The 17784-nt window shown below is 68.3% G+C and carries 18 protein-coding genes; 12 read left to right on the forward strand and 6 right to left on the reverse strand.

Annotated elements, in window-relative coordinates:
• Nucleotides 1-123: 123 nt before the first annotated feature.
• From BC358_RS01130 to BC358_RS01155, 6 genes are all read left to right on the forward strand, one after another.
• Nucleotides 124-1545: a bifunctional 2-polyprenyl-6-hydroxyphenol methylase/3-demethylubiquinol 3-O-methyltransferase UbiG gene (locus BC358_RS01130; protein WP_079364334.1), complete on the forward strand. Its 1422-nt coding sequence runs from the start codon at nucleotides 124-126 to the stop codon at nucleotides 1543-1545.
• Nucleotides 1542-2870, forward strand: a complete 1329-nt coding sequence (locus BC358_RS01135; RefSeq protein ID WP_079364335.1) for a sensor histidine kinase — start codon at nucleotides 1542-1544, stop codon at nucleotides 2868-2870. The genes BC358_RS01130 and BC358_RS01135 overlap by 4 nt, the downstream gene beginning before the upstream one ends.
• Nucleotides 2867-4057, forward strand: a complete 1191-nt coding sequence (locus tag BC358_RS01140) for a hybrid sensor histidine kinase/response regulator (protein ID WP_079364336.1) — start codon at nucleotides 2867-2869, stop codon at nucleotides 4055-4057. Before BC358_RS01135 ends, BC358_RS01140 begins: the two co-directional genes overlap by 4 nt.
• Nucleotides 4054-5007 (forward strand): response regulator, encoded by a 954-nt coding sequence (locus BC358_RS01145; RefSeq protein WP_079364337.1) that lies wholly within the window; start codon nucleotides 4054-4056, stop codon nucleotides 5005-5007. Before BC358_RS01140 ends, BC358_RS01145 begins: the two co-directional genes overlap by 4 nt.
• Nucleotides 5008-5112: 105 nt before the next feature.
• On the forward strand, nucleotides 5113-6075 hold the full coding sequence (locus tag BC358_RS01150) for a lysylphosphatidylglycerol synthase domain-containing protein (RefSeq protein WP_079364338.1): 963 nt from the start codon (nucleotides 5113-5115) through the stop codon (nucleotides 6073-6075).
• A 67-nt stretch (nucleotides 6076-6142) separates the two neighbouring features.
• Complete coding sequence (locus tag BC358_RS01155) at nucleotides 6143-6991, forward strand: 2OG-Fe(II) oxygenase (RefSeq protein WP_079364339.1); 849 nt, start codon at nucleotides 6143-6145, stop codon at nucleotides 6989-6991.
• Here BC358_RS01155 and BC358_RS01160 read toward each other — a convergent pair whose 3' ends face one another.
• From BC358_RS01160 to BC358_RS01170, 3 genes are all read right to left on the reverse strand, one after another.
• On the reverse strand, nucleotides 6992-7408 hold the full coding sequence (locus BC358_RS01160; RefSeq protein WP_066154081.1) for an organic hydroperoxide resistance protein: 417 nt from the start codon (nucleotides 7406-7408) through the stop codon (nucleotides 6992-6994). It lies immediately after the preceding gene.
• 50 nt (nucleotides 7409-7458) lie between these two features.
• The gene (locus BC358_RS01165) at nucleotides 7459-7908 is read right to left on the reverse strand and encodes a MarR family winged helix-turn-helix transcriptional regulator (protein ID WP_066153866.1); all 450 of its coding nucleotides are present in this window, start codon (nucleotides 7906-7908) and stop codon (nucleotides 7459-7461) included.
• A 68-nt stretch (nucleotides 7909-7976) separates the two neighbouring features.
• Nucleotides 7977-9017, reverse strand: a complete 1041-nt coding sequence (locus BC358_RS01170) for a serine/threonine protein kinase (RefSeq protein WP_079364340.1) — start codon at nucleotides 9015-9017, stop codon at nucleotides 7977-7979.
• A 33-nt stretch (nucleotides 9018-9050) separates the two neighbouring features.
• Here BC358_RS01170 and BC358_RS01175 point away from each other — a divergent pair, with 33 nt between their 5' ends.
• The gene (locus BC358_RS01175) at nucleotides 9051-9923 is read left to right on the forward strand and encodes an SAM-dependent methyltransferase (protein ID WP_079364739.1); all 873 of its coding nucleotides are present in this window, start codon (nucleotides 9051-9053) and stop codon (nucleotides 9921-9923) included.
• A 42-nt stretch (nucleotides 9924-9965) separates the two neighbouring features.
• Here the strand turns inward: BC358_RS01175 and BC358_RS01180 are convergent, their stop codons facing one another.
• On the reverse strand, nucleotides 9966-10610 hold the full coding sequence (locus BC358_RS01180; RefSeq protein ID WP_079364341.1) for a hypothetical protein: 645 nt from the start codon (nucleotides 10608-10610) through the stop codon (nucleotides 9966-9968).
• Between the two features lie 79 nt (nucleotides 10611-10689).
• On the opposite strand from BC358_RS01180, the gene BC358_RS01185 reads away from it, so the two are divergent.
• The 4 genes from BC358_RS01185 (at nucleotide 10690) to BC358_RS01200 (ending at nucleotide 15044) form a co-directional block, all read left to right on the forward strand.
• Entirely contained in the window at nucleotides 10690-12171 is a 1482-nt protein-coding gene (locus tag BC358_RS01185) for a hypothetical protein (RefSeq protein ID WP_079364342.1), read from the forward strand.
• A gap of 120 nt (nucleotides 12172-12291) precedes the next feature.
• The gene (locus BC358_RS01190; RefSeq protein ID WP_179129990.1) at nucleotides 12292-13446 is read left to right on the forward strand and encodes a cation:proton antiporter; all 1155 of its coding nucleotides are present in this window, start codon (nucleotides 12292-12294) and stop codon (nucleotides 13444-13446) included.
• 7 nt (nucleotides 13447-13453) lie between these two features.
• A complete protein-coding gene (locus BC358_RS01195; RefSeq protein WP_079364344.1) occupies nucleotides 13454-14572 on the forward strand; it encodes a YbdK family carboxylate-amine ligase in 1119 nt (372 codons plus the stop codon).
• 199 nt (nucleotides 14573-14771) lie between these two features.
• Nucleotides 14772-15044 carry a hypothetical protein gene (locus tag BC358_RS01200; protein WP_079364345.1) on the forward strand — a complete coding sequence of 91 codons (273 nt, stop codon included), beginning with the start codon at nucleotides 14772-14774 and terminating at the stop codon, nucleotides 15042-15044.
• On the opposite strand, the gene BC358_RS01205 is transcribed toward BC358_RS01200, so the two are convergent.
• A complete protein-coding gene (locus BC358_RS01205; RefSeq protein WP_079364346.1) occupies nucleotides 15045-15857 on the reverse strand; it encodes an ABC transporter permease in 813 nt (270 codons plus the stop codon).
• Nucleotides 15857-16792 (reverse strand): ATP-binding cassette domain-containing protein, encoded by a 936-nt coding sequence (locus BC358_RS01210; protein ID WP_079364347.1) that lies wholly within the window; start codon nucleotides 16790-16792, stop codon nucleotides 15857-15859. Before BC358_RS01210 ends, BC358_RS01205 begins: the two co-directional genes overlap by 1 nt.
• A 124-nt stretch (nucleotides 16793-16916) precedes the next feature.
• Here BC358_RS01210 and asd point away from each other — a divergent pair, with 124 nt between their 5' ends.
• Entirely contained in the window at nucleotides 16917-17783 is an 867-nt protein-coding gene (asd, locus tag BC358_RS01215; RefSeq protein WP_243721669.1) for an archaetidylserine decarboxylase, read from the forward strand.
• Nucleotide 17784: the final 1 nt, after the last annotated feature.

A 17784-nucleotide genomic window follows, 5' to 3' on the forward strand; every position in this document is an offset into this window, starting at 1 on the left:
TTGCGCCCGAACGGCGTTTGGACGACAGTTGCGCCCGTGAAACAGGTCGCAGATGACTACACTGGCAGATTGGGAGCTTCCGATCGGGGCGATTCGCCCCACCACCGTTGACATCCAACCACCGTGCAACCCCAGCGCCCCTTTGATCCTGTTGTCACCTTCCGAAACAGCCAAGGCGAAGCCGCGCGCGGCACGCTGACCAGTCTCCAGCGCCGCTCGCTGGTGATGGAGATCTACAACCCCTATTCCATCGTCCAGGTCAGCGAGGTGCTCAGCGACCTGGTGATCCGCTCCGGCGAGCGCGCCATCTACCAGGGCAAGGCGGTGGTGGTGAGCCTGCTCAACACCGGCCTGATGGCGGTGGTCTCGCTGGCCCTGATTGACGAGTGGTCGGACCTCAATCTGGCCCGTGGCAATGTGCGGGAGGTTGGCATGGAGGCTGCCCGTTTTGTCGAGGACTGGGAGCAGCGCTTCCGGGTCAAGGAAAGTTACCAGGTGGCGGTCAGCGAGTTCCGGGCCTTCCTGTCCGAGACCGCGCGCTGGATCGACCAGGCCGACATGCTGGACTCGCTGCCCAAGGGCGAGGACGGCCGGCTGACCGATGCCGTGTTCTGGGCCATGGCCGAACCCCTGATGACCAAGGGCAAGAGCTTCCTGGTGCGGCTGGAAAGCGAGGCCGCCAGCGTGCCGGCGGACGACGCGCTGCTGCACCGCAGCTACGCCCAGGCGGCGCTGCATCCGCTGGTGCTGCGGGCGCCCTTTGTCTACCGCACCTTTGCCAAGCCGCTGGGCTATGCCGGCGACTACGAGATGGTCAACCAGCTGCTGGGCGACCCGCGGCAGGGCAGCAGCACCTACATCCAGCTGGTCAACGCGACCTTCCTGCGGGCGGCGGTGGCCGAGGCGCACCGCAACCGCATCAACATCCTGGTCGACTACCTCCGGCGTGCCGTGGCCCTGGGCGAGCGGGAAGGGCGCCAGGTGCGCATCCTCAACGTCGGCTGCGGCCCGGCGGTCGAGCTGCAGCGGCTGATCGCCTCCGGCGCGGACCTCAGCCGCCTGAGCTTCACCCTGCTCGATTTCAGCCGAGAGACCCTGGACTACACGCGCGAGCGCATCGACGCGGTGATGGCCGAGACCGGCCGGCGGGTCGAGGTGAACTATGTCCAGGAGTCGGTGCACGACCTGCTCAAGCGCCCGGCCCAGTCGCAGGCGCTGGAAGGCGGCCGGGGTTTTGATTTCATCTACTGCGCGGGCCTGTTCGACTACCTGTCCGACAAGGTCTGCACCCGGCTGATCCGCTATTTCATGTCCCGCTCCGCTCCGGGCGCGCGCATGTTGCTGACCAATGTGCACTCGAGCAACCCCGAACGCCATGGCATGGAGCACCTGCTGGAGTGGCACCTGATCTACCGCGACGAGGCGCAGATGATGTCCGTGATGTCCGAGGTCGGGGCGGCGATCGACCTGTACACCGACCAGACCGGGGTCAACGTGTTCGCGGAAACCACGCTGCCGGGGCGCGGCCCCCTGGACACTGCATGATCGCCAGGGACACCGCGTCCTACGAGCGTCAGCTGTCGGCGTTCCGGCTCGCCTACAGCAAGGCCGGCAGCATCACCTCCATCGGCTTGGTGCTCGCGGGGGTGGGTCTGGACTATTTCTCCTATCCGGAGTGGTTGACCGAGTTCTTCCTGTTGCGTCTGCTGGTGGCCTGCCTGACCCTGGGCATCCTGATGCTGCTCTACACCCGGGTGGGGGCGCAGCAGGTGCGGGTGCTCACCATGACCTGGCTGGTGCTGCCGCAGGTGATGATCGCCTGGATGATCTGGCTGACCAGCGGGGTCGATTCGATCTACTTTGTCGGCCTGCACCTGGCGATGTACGCGGTGGGCATCATCCTGCCGATCACGCTGTTCGAGGGCATCGGCTTCGGTGTGCTCACGCTGGTGCTCTACCTGATGGCCTGCACGCTCCACCCCGACGGCGTGGCCGAACCCGGCAAGCTCTACACCAACAGCCTGTTCATCCTGTTCTCGGCCATTGCCAGCGCGGTCTGCACCTGGTTCAACGAGCGGGCGCGGCTGCGCCTGTTCCAGCTGCAGCACGAGGTGGCCATGAACAACGACAAGCTGCAGGAGACCAACCGCACCCTGGCCGAGGTCAAGGGCCAGCTGATCCAGCGCGAGAAGATGGCCGCCATCGGCACCCTCTCGGCCGGGCTGCTGCACGAGCTCAACAACCCGGTGAACTACGCCCTGATGGCGGTGAACATGGGCCTGAGCGTGCCTTCGGCCAAGACCGACCCGATGCTCAAGGAGAGCCTGGACGACGCGCGCGAGGGGCTGACCCGGGTGCAGAACATCGTCTCTGACCTCAAGACTTTTGCCTATCAGAAGCCCGGTGACGACAGCCAGCGGCCCTTCCTGCTGGAGCACGCGGTGCGCTCGGCCATCCGCCTGGCCGGCTACGAACTCAAGGGCATCGAGTTGGCGCTCGACCTGCCCCAGGACACCCATGTGATGGGTGACGAGCCGGCCATCATCGGGGTGCTGATCAACCTGCTGAGCAATGCCGCCCACGCCATGCAGTCCGTGCAGCGGGCGCAGCCGCGCATCGATGTGCGGGTGGCGCCGGAGGGTGAGCGGCTGCGGATTTCGGTGCGGGACAACGGGCACGGCATCGACCCGGCCAACATCGGCCGGGTGTTCGAGCCCTTCTTCACCACCCGCGACGTGGGGGCCGGCCTCGGGCTGGGGCTTAGCGTGAGCTACGGCATCGTGCAGCGGCACGGCGGCATCCTGTCCGTCGACAGCGTGTTCGGCGAATGGACCGAGTTTTCGTTCGATCTGCCGAGGCCGCCCCAATGAAATCCGACCTGCCGGGTTCCGGTTCCGTTCCCCCGCTGGCCCGTGCCGTGCTGCTGGTCGACGACGAACCGCAGGCGCTCAAGTGGTTTGCGCGCTCCTACGGCGACGAGTTCGACGTGCGAACCGCCGCCAGCGTGCGGCAGGCACTGGAGCTGCTGGACCGGCAGGGGCACGAGGTCGCCGTCCTGCTGACCGACTACCGCATGCCCGAACGCGACGGTGTGGCCCTGCTGGCCGAGGTCCGGGAGCGGCACCCCCTGGTGTCGCGGCTGCTGATGTCGGCCTATGCCGACAAGGACGTGGCGATGGCGGCGGTCAACCTGGGCCATGTGGGGCGGATCCTGGAGAAGCCGCTGGACGAACCGGTGACCCGGCGGGCCTTGCGCGAGGCTCTGGCGGCCTGCCAGCAGCGATTGCGCGAGCAGACCCTGCTGCAGCGGCGGGACGAGGCCCTGCGAGAGACGCTCGGATTCCTGGCGCACGAGGTGGGCACGCCGCTGGCCACCGTCAGCGGCTACCTGCACGCCATGCGCGAACGCCAGCAGGCCCCTCTGTGCGGCAACACCGACCTGGTCTGTCTCACCCAGCGCCGTCCCGGCGAAATCGGCGCGATGCTGGACGCGGCCCTGCGCCGCACCGACTATGCGCAGTCCCTGGTGGCGACCTTCGTGCGCACCGCGCGCGACGCCTATCACGCCGACGGCAGCGCCAGCGAACTGGCCAGTGATCTGGTGCGATCGGTGCGCGAGGGCTATCCTTTCGATGGCGATGAGGCCGGCTGGCTGGTCTGCGATCTGCTGCAGGACTTCGTCCTGCCCGGCCAGCGCGACCTGCTGTACCTGGTGCTGTGCACCGTGGTCAAGAATGCCCTGCTGGCCCTGCATTCGGCACCGCCGGCCGAACCCCGCATCCGCATCGTGGTCGCAGGAACGCCGGACCGGGCGGTCATTGAAATCAGTGACAACGGTCCGGGCATTGCGCCGGAGGTGCTGGCCCGGCTGACCCGGGAGCCCGTCACCACCCGGTCGGCCAGTGGCGGCAGCGGCATGGGCCTGGTCTTCTGCCAGCGGGTGATGGCATCCGTGGGCGGGACGGTCGAGGTCCGGTCACCGCCCGCTGGCGGCACCGCGGTCCGCCTGCACTTTGGTGCCACGGACACAGAACAACACCATGAGGTATCCAGATGAAACCCGAGAAGATCCTGTACGTCGATGACGAGGCGATCGCCCTCAAGTACTTTGAGCGGCTGGTGGGGCCGCTGGCCCCGGTGCTGACCGCCAACTCGGTCGACGAGGGGCGGGCGGTGCTCAGCGTGCACGGCGCCGACATCGCCGTGCTGGTGTGCGACCAGCGCATGCCCGGTGAGCGCGGCAACGAGTTGTTGCGCCACGCCCGCACCCACTACCCGCACATCGTGCGCATGCTCACCACAGCCTATTCCGAGATCGGCGAGGCCATTGATGCGATCAACACCGGCGAGATCTACCGCTACATCGCCAAGCCCTGGGAGCTGGAGAGCCTGCGCTCCGACCTGAAGAACGCACTGGAGCTGTCGGCCCTGCGCAGCGAGCGCGACGAACTGGTGCGCGACAAGATGCTGGCCCAGCAGGCTCGCCTGGTGTCGGGCCGTCTGTCGTCCCTGCTCGTGATCGGCGCCGGTGCCGACCCGGCGGCGTACGAGCGCGCGCTGTTCCGCTTTGCGCAGGCGGCCCTGTGGGTGGGTGCGCAGGAGCCGGCGGTGGACTGGCACCGATGGGACCACGCCGACCTGCAGCAGGCCGAGGCGCGCCGGGGCGCCGGGGTGGCGCTGCAGGTCCGCTCCTGGCTGGAACGGTTCGGCGCCCGGCAGGACGATGCGCATGCGCTGGCGCAGCTGGCGGCTGTCCTGGGCGCAGAGGTCCGGGACGGTGTGCTGCATCTCGCCCGCACCGAGCCCTGCACGGCCCTGCTGACCGCACCCGCCGGTGGTCCGGCCTCGGCCCACGACTGCGCCTGGCTGGCCTGGCAACTCTGGACCCAGGGGCGTTTCGGCCTCCATTCGGCTGGCGAAGGCTGGATGGTTGCGCCGGCCAAGGACGAGCCCCTGCCCAAGGACTGGCTGGCCGACGCGATGGAGCGCCTGGGCAGCCTGGCTTGATCTGCGTCAGGGTCCGGGTGGTGGCTGGCCACCACCCGGCGACTACACTTGTGGGGTTGTGCGGCGCCTTGTAGCGCCGCTTCGCTTTGTTTCCCACGGGTTTCCATGAAATACGCCAAGACCGTTTTCAAGTGGCTGATGTATGCGGCCGTCGTGGCGTCGATCGTGTTCTTCGTGCGCGCCTTCATGATCCACATGGAGAAGCTGCCGCCGATTCCCCTCAACCTGGCCACCGTGGCCGTCGGCCTGCTCAGCATGATGAGCGTGGTGCTGGCCCACTTCTTCGGCACCCACGTGTGGCGCCTGCTGATGTCCGACCAGGGCCACCGCGTGCCCACGCGGCTGGCGGTGCAGGTGTTCTTCATTTCCCAGCTGGGCAAGTACCTGCCGGGCAATGTGGGTCAGTTCATCGGCCGCGGCGTGCTGGCCAAGTCCACCGGCATTCCCGTGGGTGTCGCGGTGGGCACGGCGGTGTTCGAGGGCATCTGGAACCTGGTGATCAGCTGCTTGCTCGCCCTGCTGGGCACCGTGGTGCTGTGGGACCTGCACACCGCCGACGGGGCGGCAGCACCCGCCTTCGCTTCCAAGCTGGTCTGGATCCTGCCGCTGGCCCTGGTGGCGCCCTGGCTGGGCATCAAGGTGCTCAACACCCTGCTGCCCAGGCTGAGCATGAAGATTGGCGGCGGCCGGCTGTTGCGCCTGCCGCAACTGCGCACCGCGCTGTTCGTGTCCCTGTTGATCTTGATCAACTTCATGCAGCAGGGCTATGTAGTGAAATTGCAGTCGGAATACTTATTCGCAAGTCCCGACATTGACTGGTTCAGCATCGCGCTGCTCTACAGCAGCGCCTGGGTGGTGGGCTATGTGGTGCCAGGCTCTCCCGGTGGTCTCGGGGTGCGCGAGGCGATGATGGTGGTGCTCTTCACTCCGTTGACCGGAGCTGCGGTGGCCGCCGGGCTGGCCGTGAGCATGCGCCTGACCACTCTGCTCGGAGATGCCCTGACCGTGTTGCTCGGCGTGCTCGGACGCCGCATGCAAGCGCACAAGACGCCTGCCGCCACGCCCTGAAAAGGGGGGCCGGTCGCTGAAGGGATGTTTCACGGGACCACCGTCCCGGCACCCTCAGGAGTCCTCCGTGTCCCGCCCCGAACTGTCCAACCGTTTCGTCTTCGACGACCCCCGCTACGAACAACTCGCCATCGAGGGCGAGGCCCAGTACAAGCTCGGCACGCCGTTCAACCACATGGCGTTCGACAACTTCCTGCCCGAGGACATCGCCGAGGCGATGTGGCAGGAGTTCCCCAGGGCGCAGGACATCGAGTGGCACAACTACAACCGCCCGGCCGAGCGCAAGCTGGTGTGCGTGGACGAGACCAAGTTCGGGCCGGTGACGCGCCAGATGCTCTACCAGTTCAACTCGGCGCCGTTCCTGCGCTTCCTTGAAAAGGTCACCGGCATCGACAACATGATTGCCGATCCTTCGATGCGGGGCGGCGGTCTGCACCAGACGCCGCGCGGCGGCCTGCTCAAGCTGCACGCCGACTTCAACAAGCACGACCAGAACTTCCTGGACCGCCGGATCAACGTCATCTTCTACATGAACAAGAACTGGAAGGAAGAGTACGGCGGCAGCCTGGAGCTGTGGGATCGCGAGGTGACGTACTGCGGCGCCAAGATCCTGCCGGTGTTCAACCGCCTGGCGATCTTCTCGCCAACCAGCAACACTTTCCACGGCCATCCGGACCCGCTGACCTGCCCGGAAGGCGACTCGCGCAAGTCGCTGGCGCTGTTCTATTACACGAACGGGCGGCCCGACGAAGAGAAGAACGGTGCGCACACGACCATCTTTGCCGAGCGCCCGAACGAGCGCATCGGCGGCCTGCGCTGGCGCGTGTCGCAGGACTACATGCCGCCGGTGCTGTTCCGGGCCATGCGCCGCTTCCGCGAGCGGCACCTGGCCGGAACGATCCAGAAGCGCGGCTGATCAGGCCAGCGTGAGGGTCACGTCGATGTTGCCGCGGGTAGCGTTCGAGTACGGGCAGACCTGGTGGGCGGCGTCGACCAGGGCCTGGGCCTGCGCGCGGTCCATGCCTGGCAGGTGCACCGTCAGGCGCGCCGCGATGCCATAGGCCTGGCCCACGGGGCCCAGGTCCACCTCGGCGTCCACCGCCACATCGGCCGGCACCGTCAGCTTCATCTTGCCGGCCACGGCCTTGATGGCGCCGATGAAACAGGCCGAGTAACCGGCCGCAAACAGCTGCTCGGGGTTGGTGCCGTTGCCAGGCGCGCCGGGCGGCGTGTGCTTGACGTCCAGACGGCCGTCGTCGGAACGCGAGGCGCCGTCGCGGCCGCCGGTGGTGTGGGTGCGGGCGGTGTAGAGAACTTTGTCGAGAGAGGCCATGGTCGGGTCTTTCATGAAAAGCTTGCGCAGCAAGCGGGTGGGTGAAGGGGTCAGGCGCTGAGCCGGTCGCGCAGCGTCTGGATCTGTCGGGTCAGGGCAGTGACCTCGTCGAGGTTGCACTGCGCGGCCTGCATCACGCAGGCGGGCAGGCGCGCCGCCCGGGCCTTGAGCCGTCGACCGGCCGCGGTCAGGCGGATCAGCACGCGTCGTTCGTCGGTGGTGTCCCGCAGGCGCGAGACCAGGTCGGCCGCCTCCAGTCGCTTGAGCAGCGGGGTCAGGGTGCCCGAGTCGAGGTGCAGTCGTTCGCCCAGCGCCGAGACGGTTTCGCCGTCGCGCTCCCACAGCGCCAGCATGACCAGGTACTGGGGATAGGTCAGGCCCATCGACTCCAGCAGCGGCTTGTACAGCTTGGTCATGGCCAGCGAGGCCGAATAGAGCGCGAAACACAGCTGGTTGTCCAGCAGCAGGGCGCGTTCGTCGAGGGGTGTTGTGGATGGCATGGCGTGAACTGTAGCTGGCAATTTAATTGCACACAATTTAATTGCCAGAAACCTTTATGAAGAAAGGGTCAAACCACCAGCGGCGGCTTCTGCATTTCCTCGATCTGCTCGACCAGCATGTCCACCTGGCCCTGCCAGTAGTCGCGGCTGCCGAACCAGGGGAAGTTGATAGGGAAGGCCGGGTCTTGCCAGCGCCGTGCGATCCAGGCGCTGTAGTGCACCAGCCGCAGCGTGCGCAGTGGCTCGATCAGGGCCAGCTCCCGCCGGTCGAAGTCGCGCATCTGTTCGTAGCCATCGAGCAGGGCGCCCAGCTGCTGCGTCTGCTGGCGCCGCTCGCCCGAGAGCAGCATCCACAGGTCTTGCACGGCAGGTCCCGTGCGTGCGTCGTCCAGGTCGACGAAGTGCGGGCCGGCGCCGGGCTCGCCCTCGGGCGTCCACAGGATGTTGCCCGGGTGGCAGTCGCCGTGCAGGCGGATGAGGGCCACGCGGTCCTCGGTGGCCGAAGCCCGGACCGGGCGCAGGGCGGGGTGCGATTCGATGATCTGCAGCGCTTCGTCCAGCGCCTGGCGCCAGGCGGTGCGCACCTCGGGCGCCACGGCCTCGTGCGTCAGCAGCCAGTCGCGCGGCTCGTGGCCGAAGCTGGCAGCGTCCAGCGCCGGGCGGTGCACGAAGGGCCGGGCGGCGCCCACGGTGTGCAGCCGCGCGAGGAAGCGGCCGGTCCACTCCAGCACCTCGAAGTCCTCCAGCTCGGGTCGCCGGCCGCCGCGCCGCGGGCTCACGCTGAACAGGAAGCCACCGTGGCGGTGCAGCGTGCGGCCGTCGATCACCAGAGGCGCCACCACCGGCACATCGGCGGCGGCCAGCTCGGCCGCGAAGGCGTGCTCTTCGAGGATCTGTGCCTCGCTCCAGCGACCCGGGCGGTAGAACTTGAGCACCACCTGTGCGTGGGCGTCCAGTGGTGTCTCCAGCGCCGCCTGGTAGACCCGGTTCTCGTAGCTGCTCAGAGCCGACAGGCGACCGTCGCCCCACAGGCCGAGGCTGGCCAGCGCGTCCTGCACGACATCGGGCGTGAGGGCTTCGTAGGGGTGTCGCGGGTCGGTGGCGTGCATGCGCCGATTGTGACCGCCTGCGACAATCCAGCCATGCCCAAAGCCGCCCGCCGCACCCGAGAAGCCCCCAGCCTGCAGGAGCAACTGCCCGAACTGCGTGAGGGCCAGTCCGTCGAACTGCTCAAGGAGCTGCACATCCTCACGCGCGAGGGCAAGCTCAACCAGGACACCCGCCGCAAGCTCAAGCAGGTCTACCACCTGGTCCAGTTCATCGAGCCGCTGCTGGCCGAGGTGCTCCAGGACCGCGGCGACGTGACCCTGGCCGACCACGGCGCGGGCAAGTCCTACCTCGGCTTCATCCTCTACGACCTGTTCTTCAAGTCGAAGCCGGTCGGCTGGGTGTACGGGGTCGAGACGCGCGCCGAGCTGGTGGAGAAGTCGCGCGCGCTGGCGCAGCGGCTGGGCTTCGCGCGCATGGGTTTTCTGGCGACCACGGTGCAGCAGGCGCTGGACCACCCTGATCTTCCGGCACAGATCGACGTGGTGACGGCGCTGCACGCCTGCGACACGGCCACCGACGACGCCATCGCCTTCGGTCTGGCCAAGCAGGCCCGCTTCATGGTGCTGGTGCCGTGTTGCCAGGCCGAGGTGGCCTCGGTGATGCGCCAGCACAAGGCGCTGTCACTCGCCCGAACACCGCTGGCCGAACTCTGGCGGCACCCGCTGCACACACGCGAGTTCGGCAGCCAGATCACCAACGTGCTGCGCTGCCTGCAGCTCGAAGCCCACGGCTACCAGGTCACGGTCACCGAACTGGTGGGCTGGGAGCACTCGATGAAGAACGAGCTGATCCTGGCGCGCCGCCACGACGGGCCGCAGGGCCAGCGGCAGCGCGCCCGCGAGCGCCTGCTGCAGATCGTCGACGAACTGGGCCTGCAGCCGCTGCGCGAGCGCTTCGCGGTCTGAGGCCCGCGCCGCGTGTGCGGCGTGCGGGCTCAGGTCAGGGGCTTACTTGGCGGCCGGCTTGGCCGCGGGCTTGGCGGGTGTGGCGGCCGCCGCGGAGGTGGCGGCCTTCAGACGCTCACCCAGGGTCTTCTCCAGCGCCTGCACGCGGGGCTCGACGGTGGCCCGGGTGTCGGACACCAGCTTGGCCTGCAGCGACTGCTGCATCTCACCGCTGAGCTGCTGGTACTTGCCGTACGCGGGGGACTCCAGCATCGCCACGATCTCGCGCAGCTCGTCCTCGTTGAACTTGCTTTCCAGCACCGCGCCGATGGTGGCTGGCGCCAGTTGCTGGGCGCTGCGCCGCACCAGGGGCACGGTGTCCTTGAGGTACTTCTGCAGCTCGGACTGGACTTCCTTGGCGACGGTCTCCTGCCGATCCTTGGGCACCTTGGCGGCAATGATCTCGGAGGCTCGGTCGGCGAGCAGCAGTGCGGGTTCTTCGGTCATGGCCGTGGCGAGCCGCTCGATGCCGCCTTGCTGCAGCTTGAGCACGCGCTGGATCAGCTCCTTCTTGGCCGGGCTGGGCGCCGCGGCGGCCGCAGGGGCGGTGGCGGGGGTGGACTGGGCGTGGGACGCGAGGGCGGTCAGCGACAGCAGCAGCGGCAGGCCAACGGTACGGGCGAGGGAAAGGCGTCGGGTTGGGGTCATGCGGCATGGTAACCCTGCGCCATTGCGGGCGTGTAACCAGACCTTCGGCGCTGGCGAGGCCGGCCGCTACCATCGTGCGATGGTTTGCAAGCCCGTGATTTCGCGCCTGCTCGCCACCGCCGTGGTGGTGCTGGCAGGGTGCGCGTCGCCTGTGCCCCGCGGCGCCGACGAAGGTGAACCGGTGGCCGCCTGCCAGCGGTGGCTGCAGCAGCTCGACGAACAGACCGATGCGCATGCGGTGCGCGACGGCGGCGCGGCCCGCATCGCCGGCTTCCCCTTCGTCCGCGTCGACCGCCTGCTGGCGTCTTTCCGCGACGAGGCCTTGCAGGATGCTGCGCGCTGGCAGGCCTGGGGCGACCGCCTGATGGCGCTGGACCAGGTGGCGCGCAGGGCCGAGATTCGCAACCTGCCGCGCGCCGCCGTGGACGCGCTGGGCGCCGTGGACCGCGAGGACCTCCAGGCGCGCGCAAAGGCCTGCGGCCCGCTGCTCTGGCAGGCGCTGTCGGCCGACGAGGCCGCCCGGCGCCGGCTGCGCGACGCCGCGTTGGTGCCCGACGACTACAGCGTTGCGCTGCGCACGCTGGGTCTCTACCCGCTGAGCCAGTGGCCGTTCTTCTCGGGTGTGGAGCGCGAACTGCGGCACTGGCAAAGCCGCTGGATGGCCTCGCCGCCCGCGGACGCACCGGGCTGGGCCCGCTACCGGCCCGCGACCGGGGCCGCAGCGACGGTGCCGTGGACGCCGCTGCCGGTGGACGCTCTCGGTATTCCGGCACCCGACGCCGACACCGCCCGCCGCCTGCTGCAGGCCTACGCGCCGGTGGTGCACATCGAGACCCGTTCCGACGCCGACCGGCCCGGCTGGCTGCGCTGGGGCGAGGGCCCGGCGCCCGAGGTCCAGACCGCGCAGCCGGTGCTCTACCAGCGCATCGCCCACACGCGCTACGGCGACCGGGTGCTGCTGCAGCTGGTCTACAGCCTGTGGTTTCCCGAGCGGCCGGCGCGCCACGGGCTGGACCTGCTGGCCGGTCGAGTGGATGCGGTGGTGCTGCGCATGACCCTGGACGAAGGCGGTCGGCCGCTGATGCTCGACAGCATCCACGGCTGCGGCTGCTACCACGTGTTCGTGCCGGCGCGCAGCATGGACCTGCGCCCGCCGCCGTCGGCGCGCATCGAATGGGCGTTCGTGCCGGCCACACTGCCCGAGCTCGCGCCGAGCCAGCGCCTGCGGGTGCATCTGAGCGCATCGGACCACCAGCTGGTCGGTGTGGCCGCCGATGAGGGAGGCGCGGCGGGGACGACCTATTCGTTGGAGCACGAGGACCAGCTGCGCAGTCTGCCCACGGCGGACGGCGGCCATCGCAGTGCGTTCGGGTCCCATGGCATCATGCCGGGTACCGAGCGCGGCGAACGGGTCCTGTTCTGGCCCATGGGCATCGAGAGCCCCGGCGCGATGCGGCAGTGGGGGCGGCACCCGACGGCCTTTGTTGGCCGCCGCCATTTCGACGAACCGCGCCTGCTGGAACAGCGTTTTCACTGGCGTCAAGAGGCCGCCGCCCCCTGAGGGGTTTCGTCCTGTTACATGACAGCACCTTCCCGGGGTGGTACACCCGGGGGCCGGGGCGCCGCCCTCCAACCATTCTTTTTCTGCATGGTGACCGACTTTCCCTTTCTTCTTCAGTCCATGGCCTGGCCCCTGGTGCTGCTGGTGGCCTGGTATCTGGGCGAGCGGCTGCACGAATGGGCCAACCTGCCGCGGGTGACCAGCTATGTGGCGGTGGGCCTGGTGGCCAGCCTGATCAACCTGCCGGGGCTGACCGACGCCGTGCCGGGCCTGCCCTTCCTGGCCAACGTGGCGCTGTCGCTGATCCTGTTCGAGCTGGGCTACCGCATCCACCTGCGCTGGTTCCGCCACAACCCCTGGGTGCTGGCGCTGGGGCTGGTGGAGTCGGTGCTGACCTTCGCCACGGTGTACTGGGTGTCGGGGCTGTTCACGCTGCCCACAGACACCCGGCTGATCATCGCGGCGCTGTCGGTGTCCGCCTCGCCCGCCGGCATCGTGCGGGTGGCCAACGAGATGCGCAGCGCCGGCCAGGTGACCGAACGCGTGCTGCACCTGTGCGCAATCAACTGCCTGGTGGCCGTACTGGCGCTCAAACTGGTCATCGGCTACTGGCACCTCTCGACCTCGGGCGACCTGGTGCTGGCGGCTTTCGGCAGCGTGCACGTGCTGGTCACCTCGGTCGCCGTGGGGGCGCTGCTGGGCGTGGGCATGCCCGCACTGCTGCGCTCGCAGCGCATCCAGGAGCGCGACGTGACCCTGGTGTTCGCGCTCGCGGTGGTGCTGCTGACCACCATGGCCTACGGCCTCAAGCTCTCGCCGCTGCTGGCCGCGCTGACCTTCGGCATCGTGGCGCGCGAACGCCGCGTGCACCTCACCAACGCCCAGCGCGGCTTCGGCACCGCGGGCGACATGCTGACGCTGTTCCTGTTCGTCTACATCGCGGCCCTGCTGGACTGGAGCGAGATCGGTGGCGGCTTGCTGCTGGGGCTGGTGCTGATCGTCGTGCGCATCGCCACCAAGGTGGTGTGCAACGTGGCCGCGGCGCGCCTGTCGGGCAGCACCGAGCGCAAGGGTCTGCTGACCGGCCTGGCGCTCACGCCGATGTCGGCCTTCGCCATCCTGCTGCTGGAACAGAGCCGCCTCTACGGCTTCGAACCCGCCCGCCAGGTGCTGATGGTCCTGGCGTTCATGATGGTGCTGCAGGAGCTGTTCGGCCCTCTGGTGACGCAGCGCGCCCTGCAGGCGGCGAGCGAAACGCATGTGACCCGGGAGTGACGCAGACATGCCGCTGGAAACTTTCAAGGCCTCCGAATCCCTCACGCTGGGCGTCGAGCTCGAACTGCAGCTCGTCAACACCTACGACATGGACCTCTCCAGCAGCGCCAACGACCTGCTGGAGTTGCTGCGGCGCAAGCCCTTCCCGGGCGTGGTCACGCCTGAGATGACGCAGAGCATGATCGAGATCGCCACCGACGTGCAGCACATGCACGGCCCGCTGCTGGCGCAGCTGCGCGAGATCCGCGACACCCTGGTGAATGCGGGTGACCGCCTCAACATCGCGCTCGCCGGGGGCGGCACCCACCCGTTCCAGCGCTGGTTCGAGCAGCGCATCTTTTCCAAGCCGCGCTTTCAGGAGCTCTCGGGGCTGTACGGCTATCTCGCCAAGCAGTTCACCGTGTTCGGGCAGCACGTGCACGTGGGCTGCAGCTCGCCCGACGAGGCGCTGTTCCTGCTGCACTCGCTCAACCGCTATGTGCCGCACTTCATCGCGCTGTCGGCGTCCTCGCCGTTCTTCCAGGGTGTGGACACGCTGTTCGACTCGGCGCGCCTGAACTCGGTGTTCGCCTTCCCGCTCTCGGGGCGCGCTCCCTTCACGCTCAGCTGGGACGAGTTCGCCAACGTGTACTTCACCAAGATGGAGAGCACGGGCGTGGTCAAGTCCATGAAGGACTTCTACTGGGACATCCGGCCCAAGCCCGAGTACGGCACCATCGAGCTGCGGGTCTGCGACACGCCGCTGACGGTGGAACGCGCCGCGGCGCTGGCCTGTTACCTGCAGTGCCTGTGCCGCCACCTGTTGCAGCGCGACGAACCGCCGCCGGTCGAGGACGACTACCTCGTCTACACCTACAACCGCTTCCAGGCCTGCCGTTTTGGTCTCGACGGCATGATGGTCAACCCCAAGACGCGCGAGCAGATCAGCATCCGCGAGGACATCCTGGCCACGCTGCGCAAGCTCGGCCACCACGCCGATGTGCTGGAGGCGCAGGCCGCGCTGGACGAGGTCGAACGCACCGCGGCGCGCGACGGCAACCACGCCACCTGGCTTCGCAAGTGTTACGCCGAGAGCGGCAGCGTGCAGGGGGTGGTGGCGGCGGCGGTGGACGCGCTGCGCGCCTGAGGGGGCCGCGAGGTGGGGCCGGCCGGGTCCCCGCTCGGCGGAAAACTGACAGGTGATTACCGCTTATCTCGCAGCTTGTCAGGCAATTTCCTACAACGCGAATGGCAAGGCGCCGACTTAACGTCTTGAAACAGGGTGAATACAGTTTGTGACATCGACAAACGCCTTGTTTTCACCCCGTTTTCTCCAGGACACCGCCATGAACTCCACCGCCAGCCTCAACCCCTTCGTCCTCATGCTCGATCCGGAAGCCGTGATCACGGCCATGGAAAGCAGCCGCGACCTGCGCGGCCTGCGCCACCGCGTGTGCCGCCCGCTGGACAAGCCCCTGATTCCGATCACCCACCGCACCCTCACACAGCGCAAGGCCGTCCGTGCCTACGACGCAGCGATCGACAACGAGGCCTTCATGGACTCGGGCGTCGAGTTCTACGCCGCAGCCCAGCCGGCCCTGCAGCTCGCCGTGCACTGATCACTTCGCAAAGCGTTTGCGGGTCAGCGCCAGCGCGACCCAAAACGCGCCGACCGCGTAGACCGCCAGCACCGCCAGGTGCACCAGAGGCCGATCGGGCCACTGGTCCATGAACAGGGGGCGCACCAGCGCGACGGCATTGGTCAGCGGCAGCCATTCGGAGATGGCGCGCACCAGACCCGGCAGCTGTTCCCGGGGAAAGAAGACACCCGAGAGGAACATCATCGGTGTCAGGAACAGCGTGAAGTAGTAGGTGAAGAAGTCGTAGCCCTGGGCCAGCGCGTTGAACACCAGGGCGATGCACGAGAAGGTGATGCCCGCCACCAGCAGGACCGGCAGCACCAGCAGCAGTTTCGGTGAGTGGCTGATGCCCAGCGCGAGCATCACGCCCAGGATGGCCAGCACCGTGAACAGGGCCTTGAAGGCCGCCCACAGCATCTCGGCCAGCACCACGTCGTCCAGCCGCACGGGCGCATTCATGATGCCGTCCCAGGTCTTCTGCACATGCATGCGCGAGAAGGCGGAGTACAGCGCCTCGAAGCTGGCCGCGTTCATCGCGCTCATGCAGATGCTGCCGCTGGCCAGGAACAGGATGTAGGGCACGGCCTGCTGCCCCTGCGGCGTGGACAGGCTCACCTGGCCCACCAGCGCACCCATGCCGTAGCCGAAGGCGACCAGCCACATCAGCGGCTCGGCGATGTTGCCGACCAGGCTGGGCAGCGCCAGCTTTTTCCACACCAGCAGGTTGCGCTGGAACACGGGCCACCAGCGCATCGAGAGGCGCGGGACGGACCAATGGGATGGGTTGCTCATCAGCCGTCCTCCCGTATTTGTCTGCCGGTCAGTTTCAGAAACAGGTCCTCCAGATTCGCCGGCCGGTGCAGGGTGCGCAGGTCGTGCATCGGCGCCAGCGCCTGCAGCAGCGACCGGGCGTCATGTGTGTAGAAGAACACCGTCTCGCCGCTCACCTCGACCCGCCCGGCCAGCTGGCGCAGGGCGGCGTGTGCCGGTGCGTTGTGCAGCGCCAGCGCGCCGGCACCGTAGACCTCCACCACCTCGGGCTCCAGGTGCTGCGCGATCAGCTCGCGCGGCCGGCCCTCGGCGATCTTGCGGCCGTGGTCCAGCACCAGCAGGCGCGAGCACAGGCGCTCGGCCTCGTCCATGAAGTGGGTGGTCAGCAGGATGCTCTTGCCCTGTTGCAACAGCAGCTGCAGGCGCTCCCACATCAGGTGCCGCGCCTGCGGGTCCAGCCCGGTGGTGGGCTCGTCGAGCAGCAGCAGTTGCGGGTCGTTGACCAGGGCGCGCGCCAGCGACAGCCGCCGCTTCATGCCGCCCGAGAGCTCGCCGGGCTTGGCGCCGGCCTTGTGCGACAGCGCCGCAAACTCCAGCAGCTGCGGGATGCGCGCGCGGATGGTCGCGTCCTTCAGGCCGAAGTAGCGGCCGTACACCAGCAGGTTCTCGGCACAGGAAAAATCCGGGTCCAGCGTGTCCATCTGGCTGACCACGCCCAGGCGCTGCTTGACCGCCAGCGACTCCTGCGGCATGGACAGGCCGAAGGCGGTCACCGCACCGGCGTCCGGTGCCGTCAGGCCCAGGCACATGCGGATGGTGGTGGTCTTGCCGGCGCCGTTGGGGCCGATCACGCCCAGGCACTCGCCCGGCGCGATGCCGAACGAGAGGCGGTCGACCACCGTCTGGCCGCCGTAGCGCTTGACCAGGTCCCGGCACTCGAACAGCAGTTCACTCATGGCGGCCGATTGTGCCGTGCCCGCCGTGCCCCTGCGGGCGGAAATGGCGGGTGAAAACGGCCGTCCTACAATGCCGGCTTCCCGGCCGAACGGTCGTCTGACGCCGCGTCCGGCTCGCTCCAAAGTGTCCCTTCCCCCCGCCGTCGCTCTGCAATACCTGCTGCCCAAGACCGCGATCACGCGGTTTGCCGGCTGGTGCGCCCACTCGCGCGCTACCTGGTGGACGCACAACGTGATTCCCTGGTTCATCAAGCGCTACGGCGTCAACATGGACGAGGCGGTCAACCCCGATCCGCGCAGCTACGCCACCTTCAACGAGTTCTTCACCCGGCCGCTGCGCGCCGGCGTGCGCCCGCTCGCGCGCGACGGATTTGTCTGCCCGGTCGATGGCGCGATCAGCCAGCTCGGTGCCATAAAGGACGACCAGATCTACCAGGCCAAGGGCCACCGCTACAGCACCCGCGCGCTCGTGGGGGGCAGCGCCGGCCTGGCCGCGCAGTTCCGCGGCGGCTCCTTCGCCACGATCTACCTCAGCCCCAAGGACTACCACCGCATCCACATGCCCAGCAACGCGCGGCTGCGGCGCATGATCTACGTGCCCGGCGAGCTGTTCTCGGTGAACCCGGTGACGGCGGCGCACGTGCCCGGTCTGTTCGCACGCAACGAGCGCGTGGTCTGCGTGTTCGACGTGCCGCACGGTGTCAACGGCGAGACCCGTCCGTTTGCGCTGGTGCTGGTGGGCGCCACCATCGTCGGCAGCATGGCCACGGTCTGGCACGGTGTGGTCAATCCGCCGCGCACCCGCAACGTGCGCGAATGGACCTACGACGACGAGCCCTGCCTGCTGCAGCGCGGTGAGGAGATGGGCTGTTTCCTGCTGGGTTCCACGGTCGTCATGCTCTGGCCGAAGGACACCATCGATTTCAACCCGCGCTGGGCGGCCGGTCGGCCGGTGCGCATGGGCGAGGCCATGGGCCTTGCCGCCCCCTGAC

The organism is Hydrogenophaga sp. H7 (genome assembly GCF_002025745.1).
GTDB classification, from domain to species: domain Bacteria; phylum Pseudomonadota; class Gammaproteobacteria; order Burkholderiales; family Burkholderiaceae_C; genus Hydrogenophaga; species Hydrogenophaga pseudoflava.

Bases quoted from the DNA above. Each gene is read 5' to 3' on its own strand.
- BC358_RS01135 (WP_079364335.1), top strand. From the start codon at position 1,542: ATGATCGCCAGGGACACCGCGTCCTACGAGCGTCAGCTGTCGGCGTTC.
- BC358_RS01140 (WP_079364336.1), top strand. From the start codon at position 2,867: ATGAAATCCGACCTGCCGGGTTCCGGTTCCGTTCCCCCGCTGGCCCGT.
- BC358_RS01145 (WP_079364337.1), top strand. From the start codon at position 4,054: ATGAAACCCGAGAAGATCCTGTACGTCGATGACGAGGCGATCGCCCTC.
- BC358_RS01150 (WP_079364338.1), top strand. From the start codon at position 5,113: ATGAAATACGCCAAGACCGTTTTCAAGTGGCTGATGTATGCGGCCGTC.
- BC358_RS01160 (WP_066154081.1), bottom strand. From the start codon at position 7,408: ATGGCCTCTCTCGACAAAGTTCTCTACACCGCCCGCACCCACACCACC.
- BC358_RS01165 (WP_066153866.1), bottom strand. From the start codon at position 7,908: ATGCCATCCACAACACCCCTCGACGAACGCGCCCTGCTGCTGGACAAC.
- BC358_RS01170 (WP_079364340.1), bottom strand. From the start codon at position 9,017: ATGCACGCCACCGACCCGCGACACCCCTACGAAGCCCTCACGCCCGAT.
- BC358_RS01175 (WP_079364739.1), top strand. From the start codon at position 9,051: ATGCCCAAAGCCGCCCGCCGCACCCGAGAAGCCCCCAGCCTGCAGGAG.
- BC358_RS01180 (WP_079364341.1), bottom strand. From the start codon at position 10,610: ATGACCCCAACCCGACGCCTTTCCCTCGCCCGTACCGTTGGCCTGCCG.
- BC358_RS01185 (WP_079364342.1), top strand. From the start codon at position 10,690: ATGGTTTGCAAGCCCGTGATTTCGCGCCTGCTCGCCACCGCCGTGGTG.
- BC358_RS01190 (WP_179129990.1), top strand. From the start codon at position 12,292: ATGGCCTGGCCCCTGGTGCTGCTGGTGGCCTGGTATCTGGGCGAGCGG.
- BC358_RS01195 (WP_079364344.1), top strand. From the start codon at position 13,454: ATGCCGCTGGAAACTTTCAAGGCCTCCGAATCCCTCACGCTGGGCGTC.
- BC358_RS01200 (WP_079364345.1), top strand. From the start codon at position 14,772: ATGAACTCCACCGCCAGCCTCAACCCCTTCGTCCTCATGCTCGATCCG.
- BC358_RS01205 (WP_079364346.1), bottom strand. From the start codon at position 15,857: ATGAGCAACCCATCCCATTGGTCCGTCCCGCGCCTCTCGATGCGCTGG.
- BC358_RS01210 (WP_079364347.1), bottom strand. From the start codon at position 16,792: ATGAGTGAACTGCTGTTCGAGTGCCGGGACCTGGTCAAGCGCTACGGC.